The sequence below is a fragment of the Methanosarcina siciliae T4/M genome (assembly GCF_000970085.1).
In the GTDB taxonomy this organism is placed as follows: Archaea; Halobacteriota; Methanosarcinia; order Methanosarcinales; family Methanosarcinaceae; genus Methanosarcina; species Methanosarcina siciliae.
In genome coordinates, this window is sequence record NZ_CP009506.1 from 2,663,590 (window position 1) to 2,680,645 (window position 17,056).

The 17,056-nt window shown below is 42.5% G+C and carries 14 protein-coding genes and 1 pseudogene; 10 read left to right on the forward strand and 5 right to left on the reverse strand.

Features of this window, described 5'->3' with window-relative positions; translation table 11 throughout:
• The first annotated feature begins 3 nt into the window (after nt 1–3).
• Together MSSIT_RS11355 and MSSIT_RS22065 are read left to right on the forward strand one after the other, a co-directional pair.
• The gene (locus MSSIT_RS11355) at nt 4–963 is read left to right on the forward strand and encodes a 2-hydroxyacid dehydrogenase (RefSeq protein ID WP_048172464.1); all 960 of its coding nucleotides are present in this window, start codon (nt 4–6) and stop codon (nt 961–963) included.
• A 331-nt stretch (nt 964–1,294) separates the two neighbouring features.
• Nucleotides 1,295–1,982: pseudogene (locus tag MSSIT_RS22065) on the forward strand (IS1 family transposase).
• A 67-nt stretch (nt 1,983–2,049) separates the two neighbouring features.
• On the opposite strand, the gene MSSIT_RS11365 reads toward MSSIT_RS22065, so the two are convergent.
• Nucleotides 2,050–3,498 (reverse strand): YVTN family beta-propeller repeat protein, encoded by a 1,449-nt coding sequence (locus tag MSSIT_RS11365; protein ID WP_052721621.1) that lies wholly within the window; start codon nt 3,496–3,498, stop codon nt 2,050–2,052.
• A gap of 705 nt (nt 3,499–4,203) precedes the next feature.
• Here MSSIT_RS11365 and MSSIT_RS11370 point away from each other — a divergent pair.
• Entirely contained in the window at nt 4,204–4,395 is a 192-nt protein-coding gene (locus MSSIT_RS11370; RefSeq protein ID WP_048172466.1) for a hypothetical protein, read from the forward strand.
• A gap of 33 nt (nt 4,396–4,428) precedes the next feature.
• Here the strand turns inward: MSSIT_RS11370 and MSSIT_RS11375 are convergent, their stop codons facing one another.
• Nucleotides 4,429–5,193 carry a tyrosine-type recombinase/integrase gene (locus tag MSSIT_RS11375; RefSeq protein ID WP_048172469.1) on the reverse strand — a complete coding sequence of 255 codons (765 nt, stop codon included), beginning with the start codon at nt 5,191–5,193 and terminating at the stop codon, nt 4,429–4,431.
• 44 nt (nt 5,194–5,237) lie between these two features.
• Here MSSIT_RS11375 and MSSIT_RS22070 point away from each other — a divergent pair, with 44 nt between their 5' ends.
• From MSSIT_RS22070 to MSSIT_RS21270, 3 genes are all read left to right on the forward strand, one after another.
• Complete coding sequence (locus MSSIT_RS22070; protein WP_315968677.1) at nt 5,238–5,423, forward strand: 4Fe-4S dicluster domain-containing protein; 186 nt, start codon at nt 5,238–5,240, stop codon at nt 5,421–5,423.
• A gap of 677 nt (nt 5,424–6,100) precedes the next feature.
• The gene (locus tag MSSIT_RS11380; protein ID WP_048174724.1) at nt 6,101–7,297 is read left to right on the forward strand and encodes an aldo/keto reductase; all 1,197 of its coding nucleotides are present in this window, start codon (nt 6,101–6,103) and stop codon (nt 7,295–7,297) included.
• Between the two features lie 434 nt (nt 7,298–7,731).
• Nucleotides 7,732–9,801, forward strand: coding sequence for a sensor histidine kinase (locus tag MSSIT_RS21270; protein WP_052721622.1), 2,070 nt, complete (start codon nt 7,732–7,734; stop codon nt 9,799–9,801).
• Between the two features lie 16 nt (nt 9,802–9,817).
• On the opposite strand, the gene MSSIT_RS11390 is transcribed toward MSSIT_RS21270, so the two are convergent.
• A complete protein-coding gene (locus MSSIT_RS11390; RefSeq protein ID WP_048172470.1) occupies nt 9,818–10,384 on the reverse strand; it encodes a flavin reductase family protein in 567 nt (188 codons plus the stop codon).
• 328 nt (nt 10,385–10,712) lie between these two features.
• Here MSSIT_RS11390 and MSSIT_RS11395 point away from each other — a divergent pair, with 328 nt between their 5' ends.
• Both MSSIT_RS11395 and MSSIT_RS11400 read left to right on the forward strand, forming a co-directional pair.
• On the forward strand, nt 10,713–10,928 hold the full coding sequence (locus MSSIT_RS11395; protein ID WP_048172472.1) for a hypothetical protein: 216 nt from the start codon (nt 10,713–10,715) through the stop codon (nt 10,926–10,928).
• A 253-nt stretch (nt 10,929–11,181) separates the two neighbouring features.
• The gene (locus MSSIT_RS11400; RefSeq protein ID WP_052721761.1) at nt 11,182–11,700 is read left to right on the forward strand and encodes an Ig-like domain-containing protein; all 519 of its coding nucleotides are present in this window, start codon (nt 11,182–11,184) and stop codon (nt 11,698–11,700) included.
• A 132-nt stretch (nt 11,701–11,832) separates the two neighbouring features.
• Here the strand turns inward: MSSIT_RS11400 and MSSIT_RS25325 are convergent, their stop codons facing one another.
• Nucleotides 11,833–11,964 (reverse strand): hypothetical protein, encoded by a 132-nt coding sequence (locus tag MSSIT_RS25325; protein ID WP_269430784.1) that lies wholly within the window; start codon nt 11,962–11,964, stop codon nt 11,833–11,835.
• Nucleotides 11,965–12,135: 171 nt separating this feature from the next.
• Between MSSIT_RS25325 and MSSIT_RS11405 the strand changes: the two genes are divergently transcribed.
• On the forward strand, nt 12,136–12,462 hold the full coding sequence (locus MSSIT_RS11405; RefSeq protein WP_231590545.1) for a hypothetical protein: 327 nt from the start codon (nt 12,136–12,138) through the stop codon (nt 12,460–12,462).
• 30 nt (nt 12,463–12,492) lie between these two features.
• A complete protein-coding gene (locus MSSIT_RS11410) occupies nt 12,493–12,996 on the forward strand; it encodes an Ig-like domain-containing protein (RefSeq protein ID WP_048172476.1) in 504 nt (167 codons plus the stop codon).
• 95 nt (nt 12,997–13,091) lie between these two features.
• Here MSSIT_RS11410 and MSSIT_RS11415 read toward each other — a convergent pair whose 3' ends face one another.
• A complete protein-coding gene (locus MSSIT_RS11415) occupies nt 13,092–16,877 on the reverse strand; it encodes a hydantoinase B/oxoprolinase family protein (protein WP_048172478.1) in 3,786 nt (1,261 codons plus the stop codon).
• Between the last annotated feature and the right edge of the window lie 179 nt (nt 16,878–17,056).

A 17,056-nucleotide genomic window follows, 5' to 3' on the forward strand; every position in this document is an offset into this window, starting at 1 on the left:
CGTATGAAGATAGTAGTAGCAGACCCCATATTCCTGACGGAAGAGTACAAAAAGCGGCTCGAAGCGCTGGGCGAACTCGAAATTTACAAAAATGTGCCTTTCTCTCATGACGAATTCATTGAGAGAATAAAGGATGCTGAAGTTGTAATAGTAGGAAGATACGGAGTTGACGCCAAGGCTATAAGTTCTGCGCCCAGGCTAAAGCTTATCTCTCTGTGGCAGACGGGCTTCGATAATGTAGATATGGAGGCGGCCACTGATAACGGAGTGATTGTTTCGAACGTCCCCAGTTATGCCTTCGAGTCGGTGGCGGAGTTTGTCTTTGCTTTAGCCCTTAATCTGCACAGAAGAGTCCATCTGGCAGATATGAACCTGCGAGAAGGGTTATTCGATTGGAGGTACTATGTGGGCAACCAGCTCATGAGCAAGACCATAGGCGTGCTGGGAACAGGTGAAATAGGTAAGAGGGTGATACAGATCGCACACGGGTTCAACATGAATGTGCTCTCTGTAACGGCTCACCCCAGTCCTGAGAGGGCAAAGGCGCTGGGAGTAAAGTTCGTCGATCTGGACACTCTGCTCTCAGAGAGCGATATAGTCACACTGCATGTGCCTCTTACACCCGAAACAGAGCATATGATAGGTGCGAAAGAACTGGCAAAGATGAAACCAACTGCTATATTAATTAACACTGCCAGGGGAAAAGTGGTTGATGAAGCTGCACTCATAGAAGCTCTTAAGGAAAAAAAGATTGCTGGAGCAGGGCTGGATGTCTTCGAAAAAGAGCCTTTGCCAATGAATAGTCCACTTCTAGTGATGGATAATGTAGTGTTGACTCCGCATATTGCATTTTTGTCTGAAGAATCTCTAGATGAGTGTACTTATTTCAGTATTGAGAACGTTGAGATGTTTGCGAAGGGCAAGCCCCAGAATGTGGTGAATCCTCTGGTATTAAAGGGTTAAGGAATCAGCAGATGGTCAAACAACTCAAGCTCCAAGTCCTTGCCTTCTTTTTCCTATTCTTGGTGTAGCTGTTAACGGATGTAATGCTATGGTTTGTCGGGTCATTGAGGAGGGGAGATTCAGAGATCCTGATGAACTTCCACTTATTTACAGGTTTTCGTCTGATTACGCTCATACTAATATAAACTATTAATGTTGGTGATGGATGAAGTCCTCATTCAGAACATCAATATGAAATGGAGATACTTGACTGGGGTTTTCTCTCAGAATAAGTATTTAATGGTGTTGGTAGTTAATTATAGTTATGTATTATGAAAACCTATATTTCTGCATGAACTGCCCAAGATGCAAAAATTCCAATCACACAAAAAACGGTATAGTTTGTGGACGTCAACGCTACAAATGCCATGATTGTGGATATAACTATTCAGTGGAGATAAAATCAACTTCTAGCTCCACTACTTTTAAGAGACAGGCTTTGCAACTTTATCTTGAGGGATTAGGATTTCGCTCAATAGGACGATTTTTAGGGGTAAGTCATGTTTCTGTCCAAAAATGGATAAAGAAATTTGGTCAGGAGGTAGAGGAGCTAAAAAGCGAAAATGAGATATCTATTGTTGAACTGGATGAGATGCACACTTACATCGGTAACAAAAAAAATATTGCTGGATCTGGATTGCTGCTGATAGAGTTGGGAAAAAGTTCATCAACTGCTCTTTTGGTAGCAGAGGAACGAAAACTGGACAACTACTCTGGGAAAAATTAAAGGAGAAAGAGATTGGAGAAGTGATGACTGATCGCTGGAGAGCATATGCAGAGTTTATTCCTGAAACTATCCATACTCAATCCAAAGCAGAAACGTATACAGTTGAAGAATATAACAGCATATTATATTGAGGCACTTTCTGGCAAGGGTGAGACGAAAGACAAAATGTTATACGAAGAGTCTTGAAATGCTAAAGTATTCTGTCCTTCTATTGATGAAAAATAGAAATAAAGAGTTAGCTCTAGTTAGTTAATAACGCCACTTTTTTAATTCATAAACTTGAAACTTTCACAGAAGAGACGTCTTTTTGGTAATTTATATTATTTCTCTTTTCGTTTAAGGTAGGCACCATATAAACCAATAATAGCTGATAAAACAACAGCAACAGCACCAATAATAGCATTAGTGTAATCAGACTTAGAATCATTTCCAGAATGAGATCCTTCATCAATCGATAGTGGAAATGAAGATGACGTGCTGGGTCTAAATTTATCATTACCTATATATCTTGCAGTTATCGAATGTGAACCAACAGGAAGCGATGAAATATCTAAAATTGCCTGTCCAGAGATTACATCCTTATTTCCATTTTTTATAGGGTTGTTTGCATCCATGAAAATAACTGTGCCTGAAGGTATTTCTGTTCCTGACGTTGCATTAACTGTAGCTTGAAGCTCTTTTGTTTTCCCGGATTGTTGATTGGATAAAGAAACTAAAGTCGTCTTGGTTTCTATTCTGGATCCTACAACATGCCCTATAAACTGACCTAACCCAGAAGGACGAATTCCTACAGGTATCGTTAAGATAACAATGTTAGTTGTTGTGTTAATTACAGAGGTAGTATTGCTGCCGGAATTTGTTACATACACGCATTTTCCATCTGAAGTGACTGCAACTCCGCTAGGTTTGTTTCCCACATCTATAGTTTTTATTACAGTGTTGTTTGATGTACTTATTACAGAGACTGTTCCTTTGGGAGTTTTTTTGTTCGCCACGTATACCCATTTTTCATCAGGTGTGACTGCTATTCCAGAAGGATATTTTTCTACAGTTATATTGGCTGTAACCTTATTTGTTGCTGTGTCAATTACAGAGACATTGCCACTTCCTTGGTTGGTCACATATAATTTGGTTCCCAATGAGCTAACTGCAATTCCATAAGGCTCCGTTCCTACACCTACATTGGTCACAACAGTGTTTGTGGTTGTGTCAATTACAGAAATATCGTTACTGTGCCTATTTGCCACATATATCCTTAGTCCATCCGGAGTGGTTACAGCTGTAACTTCACGGGGATGTAATCCTACAAGAATCTTGGAAACGTTGTTGGTTGCCAGATCAATTGCATAAACGTCGTTAGTAGAATAGCATGCTACATATAATGTTCCATCTGGAATGACTGCAATTCCAGAAGGTTTGAATCCTTCCACAAGCTGGTCTGTAACCTCCTGAGTCGCTGTGTCAATTACAGAAAAATAGCGTCCTGGAGAATTATCGTCGCCAAAATTAGTCACATATACCTTTTGTCCATCAGGACTGAATGCGACTCCGCAAGGAACATTTCCTACAAGTAAAGTAGAGATAACAGTATTGGTTGTTGTGTTAATTAGAGAGACAGTGTTACTTTTCTCATTCGGTACATATGCATATTCAGTATATGAGTCACTTTGTGCGGCAGATATCAATTCAGTAGATGAAAAGATAACGAGAAGTAAAAGAAAAGCTATTGAAGCTGAAAATAGTGAGTACTCTTTATCCCCCTTTGCCATTTGTCTGCCCCTTGTAACATTATACCTTTCAATTTCAAGTGCCGCTATAAATCTCAAATTGATTTGTTGCATCTATTAACACAAAAATCTATAATATTTGAACACAGTTGCAACTATCCATATATAAAATATATAAATTGTAAAGATATTATTGATTTAATAATTAATATTTCTATTAAATAAGCATAAAAGAAAAAACTCTTCTAATCTAGAATACGATTATCCGGAATCCTCAAAAATTTGATACCATATCTGTTTTCATACATTTCCCAATTCTCATAGATTATACCGAACCCATATTCAGGGACATGATTTCAATCCTTATTTTAGTGGACTTTTCTCGAGATCATAATGCTTCATAGCATTACTATTTCATATTAAGTATGATTTTGTACTTTTTTTGATTATAATGGAGGATTTTATATTCCAATATTATTATTGAAGAGCCTATCCCATAACTCAAAATTTGCTTTTTTAGATTTTCATATTTAAGTAACAAATCGAGCTTTTGATTATTTCACTTTCCTGAGAAAAATAAAACAGTTATACCTCTCTGGAAAGATTGCTATAAGTACAGCATCAAATTGAAGATAAGGGTGTTAAAATGGGCGAGGAGTTAAATTTTTTTGTGATCATTATAGAGAAATAATACTTTCACCCCGCCTCACTTATAGTTATATTCTTTAAAGTATTATCTTAAATCCTATGATATCCGAAAAAGAAATAAGAGATTTTGAAAACCGTATAGAATCCATGATTGAAGCAAGCACCGAAAATATGATTAAAAATGTAATTTCAAGTAACGATGCATTAAATCCAGAATCATTGGAGTGTCTTAAAAACATAAGGATTGGAAATGAGATGTTACAGGCCGCACAGAAATTAAAAAAGATCTAATATAGTACCAATTTAAAATTGTTTTTAGCCATTTTAAGACATCTCGTCCCCTGTTTCTGCATATTCTGGCGGGATTTGCCGCAATATAAATAAAAAGCCGTCATCAGATACAACTCGCTGGTTTTCAAGCTGTCTTTTTCTCCGGGCTGTTGGGGCTTTAGCTTCTCTGTCCCTATAAACAAGATATTCGTCGATTGCCGCAGTCGCTTCCGGGGTTAAAAATGTAATAAAATCAACTCTGGCCTTGAATCGTCTTAAATCAAGTGTAGTGATGCCTGTTTCCGGGTTTTTGCCTTTTTTGAAGTCGCTTATACGCAATTTCCGGATTTCATTAGATGGGAGCCCCGCACTCACTCCAGTTAACACTACTGCTTTTTCCAGGGGATCTGCAACCTTAAGCACGTCTCGGATGTCGGATTTCTTCGGGACCTGATCATTTTCTTTTATTGTCATTGGTCGCCGTCTATCGCTGAGTTGAGCGGGAATTTCGATATAGGCCGCCTTGTAAAATGAACGTACACCAGTAAGCCGGCTTCGGATAGTGAAATCTGACAATCTTTTTTTGATTAATGCCTGCTTAAACCCTAACATGTATGCCCTGATTTTCCTCTTCCTGGGTAGTATTCCCGCCTGTATTTCTTCCTCGGCTTCCTCTATTAGCTCTATAGGGCTTAATCCGGTGTGTTCGGTGTATTCCTGCATCGAATATAGGTACACCTGTTTTGTCGCGTCTCCTGGGATCAGGCTGGCAAACCATTCCTGAATTGCTGGGTCGGTTTCCAATTCTCCAACTTTCATTTTACACTCTCCTATACTAAGCAGTATTCTAAGCGTTAAGAATATTGCTACTTACCAATTCCGAGCCCGGGGGACTTGCTTCCCAGTGCACTGAGTGTGGTCAATGCATGGAAAAATGCCCTCAGGGGTTAAAAATCCCTGAGCTGCTCAAAGCCGTGGCGGAGGAGTTGGAAGGGCCTGACCTGGAGCAGAGGATAGCTATGGCTAAAAAACTCTTCAAGAGAGACTGACTACGAAAGTTAACTGTGGAAAAATCAATACATTGAAAAGGGGAGAAAACGGAATGCTGTACAGAAAAATTCCAGGGAAAGGAGACGACTTTCAATACTGGACTTCGGCTGTATGCGTCTCCCTATAAAAGAAGACAGAACAATTGATGAAGACAGAGCCGCCCGCCAGGTCCGCTAATGAGGTTAGAGTGGCAAGCTTCGGTCGAGTGAAATCAGTCGATTTTTCTTACCCGTACAACCATATTTGCTGTACCGAGTCGTTCTTTGAGTAAGGATGAAAAATAACAGACAAGCTGAAGTAATTTAGTTCTTTATCTTTGTTTCATTTTTTATTTCCTTTTGGGACGGGCCGCCAGACAAGCTGGTGGAGGCGCTTATATTTATCTGTGAATTAAATTGAGGTTATGGGGTCAAGGGAGCATTCTTTGGACAGGAAAGATGTTTCTAATTTCAGTTTCTCTTATTGACAGTATAAATTCTCCTGTTACTTTTTGCGTTGAAGGCGGGACAACTTAAGCCCTCAATGAATAGAACAGATAAACAAAAAATTTTAGCTTCGGATCTTTTGAGCAATATTAATTGATTAATCCGAAATTACCCATTCCTTATTTTTTCCGGAATCCAGAGTAGAAACCCTTAAAAATCAAGGAAACAACTTGAAACAGAAGGTACTGGAAATGCTGTACAGAAAAATACCAGAAAACGGAGACGAACTTTCAATACTCGGGTTCGGATGCATGCGGCTTCCTCTTAAAGAAGGAAAGATAGACGAAGAAAGAGCCAGAGAGCAGCTACGCTATGCAATCGATAACGGGGTAAACTATGTTGACACAGCCTGGCCATACCACATGGGGGAGAGTGAACCTTTTGTCGGGAGAGCTCTTACTGACGGCTACCGGGAAAAGGTCAAGCTTGCAACAAAGCTCCCCTCCTGGACCGTGAAAAGTCTGGAAGATATGGACAGGATTCTGAATGCGCAGCTTGAGAGGCTCAAGACGGACCATATCGATTATTACCTTGTGCACGGGCTTGTGGGAGCTCTGTGGGAAAAGATGGAAAAACTCGATGTTTTGAGTTTTCTTGATAAAGCCAAAGCTGACGGACGCATTGTAAATGCTGGTTTTTCTTTCCACGGGACTATCGGGGATTTCAAAAGGATTGTGGACGCCTATCCCTGGGTTTTCTGCCAGATCCAGTACAATTTCCTGGATGAAAAGAACCAGGCAGGGACCGAAGGGCTGGAATATGCAGCTTCAAAGGGGCTCAGCGTAATTATAATGGAACCTTTGCGCGGGGGGAAATTGACATATCCTATCCCGCCTGCAGTTCAGGAGGTCTGGGACGAAGCTCCGGTAAAGCGAACGCCTGCAGAATGGTCTCTTCGCTGGATCTGGAACCATCCCGAGGTTACTGTTGTGCTTTCAGGCATGAACGAAGAGTCTCATATTGAAGAAAACCTGAAAATTGCCGGGGAAGCCTATCCGAATTCCCTGACTGAAGCTGAGCTTCAGCTGGTAACGAGAGTGGAACGGAAATACAGGGAACTTATGAAAACAGGCTGTACAGGCTGCAGGTACTGCATTCCCTGCCCTTCGGGAGTAGACATCCCGAGCTGTTTTGAAATCTACGATAATTTCTATCTCTCGGGGAATGAAAAAGAAGCAAAACTCATGTATGCGGCAAAACCCGGAGGGATAATAAGAGGAGATGTCCCGGGTTATGCCTCCCAGTGCGTACAATGCGGAGAATGTGTTGAAAAGTGCCCGCAGCATCTGGATATACCAACCATGCTTGAATCCGTTGAAAAAGAATTTGAAGGAAAAGACTTCAAGGGCTGGAGAGTCATGGCAAAAAAGGTTTTTAGGAAAGAGTAAGGGGCAGGAATACCCCTGCTGTCCTTACTTGACTACTCTTCGCTGTTGAGAATTTTTCTCCGTTGAGATTTTTTACCTTTGAAGACCTTTTGATGTTGAGGATCTGATGTTTAAGACTTCTCATGTGTTAATATAGAAGTATTATATTAAAATGCCAGGTTTATTCGATATCGATAAAAAAATATTGAGGACATATCTATAGATATAATTTTATCCTTTAAATTTCATATATATTTTATCTGGAAAGTCGAAACAGTTTACAAAATAAACTTGTATACAAAGAGAATTCAGGAAGCGCGTAATCTAAATTTTTACTGATTTTTAAAAAGGAGAGAAGGATTTTACTTTTAATTACGGGTTGCTAAAAAAGATCCGGAAATACCCGGTGAATCAGGAAAAGAATTCCTATACTGCCTGAAAATAAGGGGGTTATTATGAGTTATTCAGGTGAGGTCTTTGACCTTAATAGCGGAATAAATTCAAAAGAATCAATAAGGCGCAAACTGGAAATTGAGGAGGTACTGCTCGAAATTTCCAATATGTTCATAGCTCCTGCCAGCCTTGGGAGGGATATCAACGTTACCCTCGAAAAGATTGGTAGGCTCTGCGGGGCTGGCAGGAGTTACATTTTCCTGCTTCGAGAAAACGATACTGCCTTCGATAACACACATGAATGGTGTGCTGAAGGGGTGGAGCCTCAGAAAAATAACCTTCAAAATGTTCCCTGCGAAGAATGCCCCTGGTGGATGGAAAAACTTTCAAATGATGAAGTTCTCCACATCCCTGATGTTTCAGCCCTGCCTCCGGAGGCAGAAGTGGAAAAAGAGGTGCTAGGAAAACAGGGGATCAAATCTCTGATCGTGTTACCTCTATATGTGAGTGGAAAACTTGCAGGCTTCATGGGGCTGGACAATGTGGTCAATACCGGGAGTTGGGGAACGGATGATGCGTCCATACTCCGAATAGCTGTTAACATAATGGGGATGGGGATACAGCGCAGGAAGGCGGAGGAAGCAATACGGGCAGAGAAAGAAATCTACAGGTCCACGTTTGAGAATGCAGCCAACCTGATTCTTCTGGTTGACAAAAAAGGGGTTATTGTAGACTGCAATTCCCGTGCGGAAAAACTTCTTGGCTACAGGCGGTTTGAACTCATAGGGAAGGCCATTAAAAGCATCTTATTTTCGGATCACATTAAGAAATTTGAGGAGTATTCCGAGGAGGTCGAAAACAGGGGTTTTTCCTTTAATAAAGAGTACAGGATGGTTCGAAAAGACGGGAACCCCGTGGATGTCAACGTCAATTCTTCGGGCTTGAAGGACGAAAACGGGTTCAATATCCAGACCATTTACATAGTAGAAGACATTACCGAACGCAAAAAAGCAGAAAAGCTAATACAGGAAAGCGAAGCTCGGTACCGTTTTCTATTCCAAAATAATCGCGCGGTAATAATGCTGCTTGATCCTAATACCGGGAATATACTTGATGCAAATACGGCTGCATGTTCTTATTACGGATACACCCGGGAAAAAATGCTCAACCTTAACATTGCCGATATTAATATACTTCCAAAAGAACAGATTATTGAAGGGCTGAAGCAGGAAAAGTTCAGGGACACAAACCACTTCTTTTTTACTCACCGCTTATCAAACGGCGTGCTACGAGATGTTGAACGATACAGCTATCCCATCTTGATGGATGGAAAAAAACTTCTTTTTTCGATCGTTTCGGATATAACGGATAATCGAAAAATGCAAAGCGAGCTTGTAAGAGCCAAGATGGAAGCCGAATTTGCCAGTAAAGCAAAAAGTGAATTTCTGGCAAGCATGAGCCATGAACTGAGGACGCCCTTGAATTCGATCATAGGTTTCTCGGACATGCTGTTTACTCAAAACTTTGGCCCGCTTAACGAAAAGCAGCTGAGATACGTCAGCAATATCTCCGTGAGTGGGAATCATCTCCTGAAGCTGATTAATGATATTCTGGACCTCTCCAAGGTTGAAGCCGGGAAGATGGAACTTGAAGTAGAGGAGTTTTCCGTATCCGATTCGATTTCTGAAGTCAAAACTTTACTTACCCCTCTGGCATCAAAGAAAGATATCCAGATCCTGAGCATGGTTGATAAAGGGCTGACGACCATAAGGGCCGATAGAACGAAGTTCAAGCAGATATTATACAATCTGGTGGATAACGCTATTAAGTTCACTCACGAAGAAGGATACGTTGTTGTTAACGCCAGCGTTGAGGGAGATCAAGCAAAAATTATGGTCAAAGATACGGGGGTCGGAATCTCCGAAGCCGAAGCCAAAAAAATCTTTCAGCCTTTTATCCAGCTTGAGAACTCCGAATACGGAAAACAGAAAGGAACAGGCCTTGGCCTTTCTCTTGTCAAGAAATTTGTGGAGATGCATACAGGAAAAATCTGGGTTGAAAGCAAGTTTGGGGAAGGCAGCAAATTCATTTTCACCATACCCCTCAACCTACCCCTCAGCCCTACAAATTAGATACTGGATGGTTTTCTCAGGGCTTCTTTCCTATCGAAAAGGCTTTTCCCAGGTTACACCCTATACCGTAGTAGCTCCTGTTCCCTGTCCCGTATACCACAGGACGGATTTTCTCAATGTCAGGATTTCCGTTTTTATCGAGCACGGCTTCTTCGGCTTTTATGTCCACGATTTCTCCTACAAACAGGGTATGAAGCCCTATCTCAAGGTTGTGGAGAAGCTTACACTCAAGGACAACCGGAAACTCTGCGATATAGGGAGCAGGCACAAGTTCGCTTCTAACCGGAGTAAGACAGGTTGACTCAAACTTGTCCTCGTCCTTTCCGCTTGCAATGCCGAAGTAATCGGTTTCTTTCACATATGCTTCGGAAGGAATGTTTACAGTAAATGCCTTATTTTCCATGATCCCGGCGTAGCTGTAAGTAGCCTTTCTTAAGGAAACACTGATGCATGGTGGGTTTGAACAGCAGATTCCTCCCCAAGCTACAGTCATGGCATTTGGTTTTCCATTCATGTCGTAGGTACCGACAACCCAGGCAGGGGTCGGGAATGAGAGGGGTTTTGCTCCGATTGATTGTTTCATAGCCTAACCTTCTTTTCGATAATACAAAAAGCTTTTTCGGACCGGAATGAAGATTTCCGATTTGATTTTTTTCAGGTTGTTATTCAAAGGTTATTTTTCATGTTATTATTCAAAGGTTATTATTCAAAAGTTATTATTCAAAGGTTGTTATTCAAAAGTTATTATTCAAATATTATTATTCTATTACTTTTTTATCGATTATAATCAAGAACAGATGTCTATTTGTTTAAATAGTTTATTTTGTTATTGTTTATATATAATGTTGATAATATAAACTGGGATAAGTAGCTGTAAGAAACAGGCTATTTTGTTGGATTAATAAAAGAACTTGGGGGGTATAAAACTGACAATAAAGCACATATTTGAGGGTCTTTTAGTGGGGTCTGCCAGTGGAGTTCTTGCAGGTATGATTGCAGGAATAGCACTGATGTATGGTTATGACAAACTAATTCATGAGAAGCAAATACACAAAAAAATCAAGTCAATTTCCACGAAGTCAATTTCCCTGAAGAATCTTAAAAGACGTAAATGCCTCATAATATGACCGAAGGCATATGCGCCTGAAACAACAAGCTAACAGAAACATTCTGTTTAAATTCAAAATTAAGCGGGAATTTTCTATCTTGTTGAGAGTTGATAACACTGATTCTTCTATAAACATTGACTTTTCATTCAGGAAATACAGTTACAAATAGTGCTCTTAATAAAATGAAATTAAGTTAATCAGATTGAGGGTGAATCTGAAAATATCAGGGGGTATAGAACTGACAAAGAAACATATACTTGGTGGAATGGTAATGGGGACAGTCGCGGGGACAGTCGCTGGAATCGTCGGAGGTCTGGTTGCCGGAATTACGCTGAAGTACACTTATGATAAATATATTCAGGAACAGCAAATGCACAAAAAAATCAAATCCGTTCCCAGGAAGTTGTTTAGACGCGGTCCGGCTCCTGTTACGGTGAGGGCTGTTTATCCGGATCACCAGACTTTTTCCCATAACATGAAATCCCCTATCTGGGTCGAATTCGATGCACCTATAAACAGTTCCACAGTCACGAAAGATACGGTAATAGTCAAAAGTTCGGTATCTGATGAGCCTCTGGATGGTTTTCTTGATGCGGGTGGGAGGATTCTTATGTTCCGGCCTCATGGAAAATATCCTGCAGAAAATGGTAAAGCCAAAGTTTCCATTACTTTAATAGGAACCGATACCGGCGCCGGAGCTATCACGGACGTAAAAGGTGTGTCTCTTGACGGAGATATGGATGGAAAAGCCGGGGGAGATTTCGAATACAAGTTCAACATACTTAAGTAACAGAACTTTAAGTAACAGAACTTTAAGTAACGAAACTTTAAGTAACGAAACTTTAAGTAACGGAACTTTAAGTAACAGAACTTTATCTGAAAAATTCTTTTAAAATTATATGAATTTTTTCAAATTTCTTTTTTAGTTCCTCTTCTCGTTTCTCTTTTCATTTCTCTTTTTATTCTCTTTTATTTCTTTCCTCAGTTCTTTTTTAGCTTTTCTGCTTATTCCTAATTTTTCATGTATTCCGGGAAAAAATAAACCACTATACATCCGGAATTAATATAAAATTTTTAATATGTCGCATAGTTGGCGTTATATATTAGGTGCGATATAGGATAAATAAAGAGGTTTTAAGTTTAATTCCTCTCTTTTCCGGAAGATATTAAAATAAGAGGCTCTCCGGTAAGGAATATAAATAAAGGGGGTTCAGGATTGATAAATATGAAAAGATATGGTGAGCTATTGCTTAGCGCATACATCATGAAGAAACTTAAGCCCGGGGGATCTCAAAAGAGTGAAGGGCTAAGTAAATATGGAAAATTAGTTCTCGGGGCATATCTGCTTGAAAAACTCAAGGTAGATACCTCTAAAAAAGAAACGATACCGAAAACAGAAGTGAAAGAAGTGAAATTAGATGAAACGGGTGGGGGATCTTCAACCATGAAACTTGGCAAAATAGTTATTGGTGTGTTAGTCGGAGCTACGGCTATTTACGCTCTTAAAAAATACTCTGCTAAAAAGAAAGGACATGAAATCAAAGTCCAGTAAGAAGAGAGGAGGAGAACGATTTTGCATAAAATGAACGGTTGGAGTAAATTTCTGCTGGGGGTAGTTGCAGGGGCTGCAATTGTATATGCTGCTAAAAAATGGTTGTGTAACAGGTCCCTTCCAGAGGCTTTCAAATCTCTGCCCTTTAACTTCAAACAGGGCCAGGTCCCTCCGAAGGTGAAGTCAATTTATCCTGACAGGCAGACATTCGCTTTCAGGCATGATTCCCCGATCTGGATCGAATTCGATATGCCCATGAATAGTGCAAGCATTACGAAAGAGACCGTAATAGTCAGAAGTTCCGCATCAGAAGAGCCTGTTGAGGGATTGCTGGATTCGGGGTCCAGAATTCTGATGTTCCGCCCGTATGTAGATTATCCCATGGACGAAACCGGGGCTGAAATAACGATTACCTTGCTTGGAAGCGAAACCGGATCCGGATTCATAATAGATGAAAGGGGAATTGCTCTGGATGGCGATAATGACGGAAAAGCCGGAGGAGATTTTGTCTATACTTACAGACTCATAAAATGAAAACCTGCTTTCCGAACAACCCCTGTTTTTTAACTTTTTTTCTTTTTTAATTTCTTTATTATCTTCACGTCCTTTTTCTTACCTGGTTGACTCAATTATTTTTTCCGGCTCCCCGCGACTTTCTTTCCCCCATACCCTCCTCCGCCCGGCGTTTCGATGACAAAAACGTCTCCATGTTCCAGCTCCAATTCAGCCTGTCCTCCAACTCTGATAATGCTCCCGTCCCTGCAGATAAGCGTGTTCTTTCCACACTCTCCGGGCCTGCCCCCATTTAACCCGAAGGGGGGGAGTTTCCTGTGGCTTGAAAGAATGGCAGCATGCATGTCCTTGAGGAACCTGAGTTTTCGGACAGCTCCGTTTCCACCCCTGAACTCTCCTTCTCCTCCGCTCCCTTGCCGGATGGAAAATTCCTCCAGCAAAACCGGAAACCTCGTTTCAAGGATCTCAGGGTCGGTAATTCTCGAGTTGGTCATGTGAGTATGGACAGCATCCGTCCCAGAAAATCCCGGGCCTGCCCCTGCTCCTCCGCAGACGGTTTCATAGTACTGGAAGTCTGAGTTTCCGAAGGTAAAATTGTTCATTGTCCCCTGGGAAGCCGCCAGCGTGCCAAGGGCCCCGAAAAGGGCATCAACAATGTACTGCGAGGTCTCAACATTGCCTGCAACAACTGCTGCAGGATATTCCGGCCTGAGCATGGAACCTTCGGGGATGATAATTTCAAGCGGCCTTAAACACCCTGCATTCAGGGGGATGTCACTTTTCACAAGAGTCCGAAAAGCATAGAGAACGGCAGCCATGCAGACCGAGGCAGGGGCATTGAAGTTGTTTGAAAGCTGGGGTGAGGTCCCGGTAAAGTCAATTTTTGCGCCCCGGTGCTCGCGGTCGATTGTGACCTTCACTTTAATCGCACTTCCGTCATCGAGAGTATAGGTGAATTCTCCGTCGGAAAGCCTGTCAATAACTCTTCTCACAGCTTCTTCAGCGTTATCCTGCACATGGTTCATGTAAGCCTCAACGGTTTCAAGGGAGAATTCCTCAACCATCCTGTGCAATTCCTGAAGCCCTTTTTCGTTTGCAGCCACCTGGGCCCGGAGGTCAGCCATATTCTGTTCCGGGTTTCTTGAGGGGTACTTCCCTGAATTCAACCAGGATCTCAAATTTTCTTCACAGAATATACCCTGTTTGACTATTCTCATGCCTTCGCTGAGTACCCCTTCTTCTTCAATAGTCCTGCTGCCCGGGGGAACAGAACCCGGACTTATCCCTCCTACATCGGCATGGTGGCCCCGGGAAGCCAGATAAAACAGGATCTCTCCAGAGCTGCCAAACATTGGAGTAACAACCGTGATATCCGGGAGATGGGTACCCCCGTTATACGGGGAGTTAATAAGGTAGACGTCTCCTGCCCGCATCTCCTGAAATTGTGTCCGGATAAGGGCTTTTACGCACTCCCCCATGGAACCCAGGTGCACGGGGATGTGAGGGGCGTTTGCTATAAGGTTGCCATGCCTGTCGAAAATCGCACAGGAGAAGTCCAGCCTCTCCTTTATGTTAACCGAGTAAGCTGTGTTCTGCAGAGTGTAGCCCATCTGCTCGGCAACGGACATGAACCTGTTATTGAAAATCTCAAGCATTACAGGGTCAACTTCGGTCCCTATGGCAGTATGGGTAGGGAGAGGAATTTTGCGGTGCAGGAGAAGATGATCTTGTTCCGTAATCTCTCCTTCCCAGCCGGGTTCGATAATAATGGTCGTATTTTTCTCAATTAAAATCGCAGGCCCGCTTATGCAGGTCCCAGGTTTGAGTTCTCCCCTCCGGAAAACGGGAGTCTCATGAAATTCCCCATAGCTATACATTTGAACTGCCGAAACGGGAGAAAAAACAGGGTTTGCTTCGGTTTCCAGCACTGGATCCGAAACTCTTTCAGTAATCCCTATGGTCTCCACGGAAACAGCTTCAACGACAATGGCTTTTCCCTCTATCACAAAGCCGAAACGTTTTTTGTGGGCTTCTTCAAACTCGCTCCTGAGGGCTTCCTTATCCGCAAAATCCACAGCTAACTGCGTATCCGATCCCGCATAACGCATATGGGCCTTAAAGAGGGCAGTAATGCACTCCTTCCGCACTCCATGTTCCAGCATCATAAGGAGGCCTTCTTTTTCAAGTCTGGCAAATACGATCTTTAATTCATCTATCAGCCCGTCGGAAAGTTCGGCTCCCACATAACTCTCTTTTATCAGCCTCTGGTCTGCAAGTCCCATCCCGTATGCAGAGAGCACGCCTGCATAAGGGTGAATGAAGATCTTTTTGACCCCCAGGCTGTCTGCAACCCTGCATGCGTGCTGAGCCCCGGCTCCTCCGAAGCAGCAGAGAGTATATTCTTTTATGTTGTATCCCCGCTGAACCGAGATTTTCTTTATGGCATTTGCCATATTCTCGACTGCAACCGAAAGAAAACCTTCTGCTACCTGCTCAGGGGTCCGAACAATGCCTCCGCTTGAAAACTGTGTTTCAGGGCCCCCCTTTTCCGAGATCTCTTTTTCAGATACTTCCTTTTCCGCCCTCTCTTTTTCAGAGACCTCTTTTGCAATCTCTGCGAATTTCCTGCGCACAAGTTCGGAGTCAAGGGGCTTGTCTCCATCGGGCCCAAAAAGGTTCGGGAAGAACTCAGGCTGCAATTTTCCGAGCATAACATTGCAGTCAGTAACCGTAAGAGGCCCTCCTTTTCGGTACGAAGCCGGTCCCGGGTCTGACCCTGCTGAGTCCGGGCCTACTCTGAACCTGCCTCCTTCGTAGTGAAGTATTGAACCCCCACCTGCAGCTACGGTATGAATGCGCATCATAGGAGAACGCAGGCGAACACCTGCAATTTCTGTTTCAAGGCTGCGTTCATATTCCCCGCTATACTGAGCCACATCCGTGGAAGTTCCTCCCATATCGAAAGTGATTACTTTTTGTGCCCCTGCCATGAGAGAAGTAGCAACCGCCCCCACAATTCCGCCTGCCGGTCCGGAGAGGATGCAGTCTTTGCCCTGAAAAGCGTCCGCATCTATAAGCCCGCCGCTGGACTGCATGAACATGAGTCTTGGACTGTTTATTCCCCTGTTTTCCTCTTCAGGATTTTTTTCTTCCGGGCTTACTTTCTTTTCGCCTTCTTTTTCTTCTATTTCTGCCCCTCTTTCTTCCAGAGTTTGCTGGACCATATCAACGTACCTGCGGAGGACCGGGGAAAGATAGGCATCCACAACAGTCGTTTCCCCCCTGCTCACGAGTTTTATTAACGGGCTCGCCTGATGGGAAAGGGAAACCTGCGTAAAACCAATCTCCCGTGCAAGCCTTCCTATTTTGAGTTCATGTTCGGGATATCTATAGGCATGCATGAGAACAATGGCGATTGAGCGAATCCCGGATTTGAAAGCCGCTTCAAACTCTTTTTTCGCACTTTCGAGATCCAGATCTACAAGCTCTCTTCCGTCGGCTCCGAACCTTCCGGAAACTTCGATTACCCTTTCATAGAGCTGGTCAGGGAGTTCGATTTTCTGCGCAAAAATATCCGGGCGGTTCTGGTACCCTATCCTCAAAGCATCTCCGAATCCCTGCGTTATGGCAAGAACAGTCCGTTCCCCTTTCCGTTCAAGAAGCGCATTTGTGCCAACGGTCGTCCCCATCTTTACGGCTTCGATCAGTTCTGCAGGCAGGGGTGCATCTTTAGGAAGCCCGAGTATCTGGCGGATTCCATGCATGGCTGCATCTTTATAATGAGAAGGGTCGTCGGAAAGGAGTTTGTGTGTGATCAGTTTTCCATCAGGGCTGCGGGCTACGATATCAGTAAACGTGCCTCCGCGGTCTATCCAGAACTGCCAGCGGGCTTTGGGGGACATGAAGGGAATAATTGTAGAGGTGGTATTAATTATTAATTGGGAATTTTTTGAGTGTAGCTCGATTTTTAGAATACCCATAAACTAATTAAAACATACTTTAAGACGAAATTAGCAATGCTTATATCACATTTGTTTTATCAGATTATTAGAAGTCAAACTCTCCCTATTTGAGTTCAGAA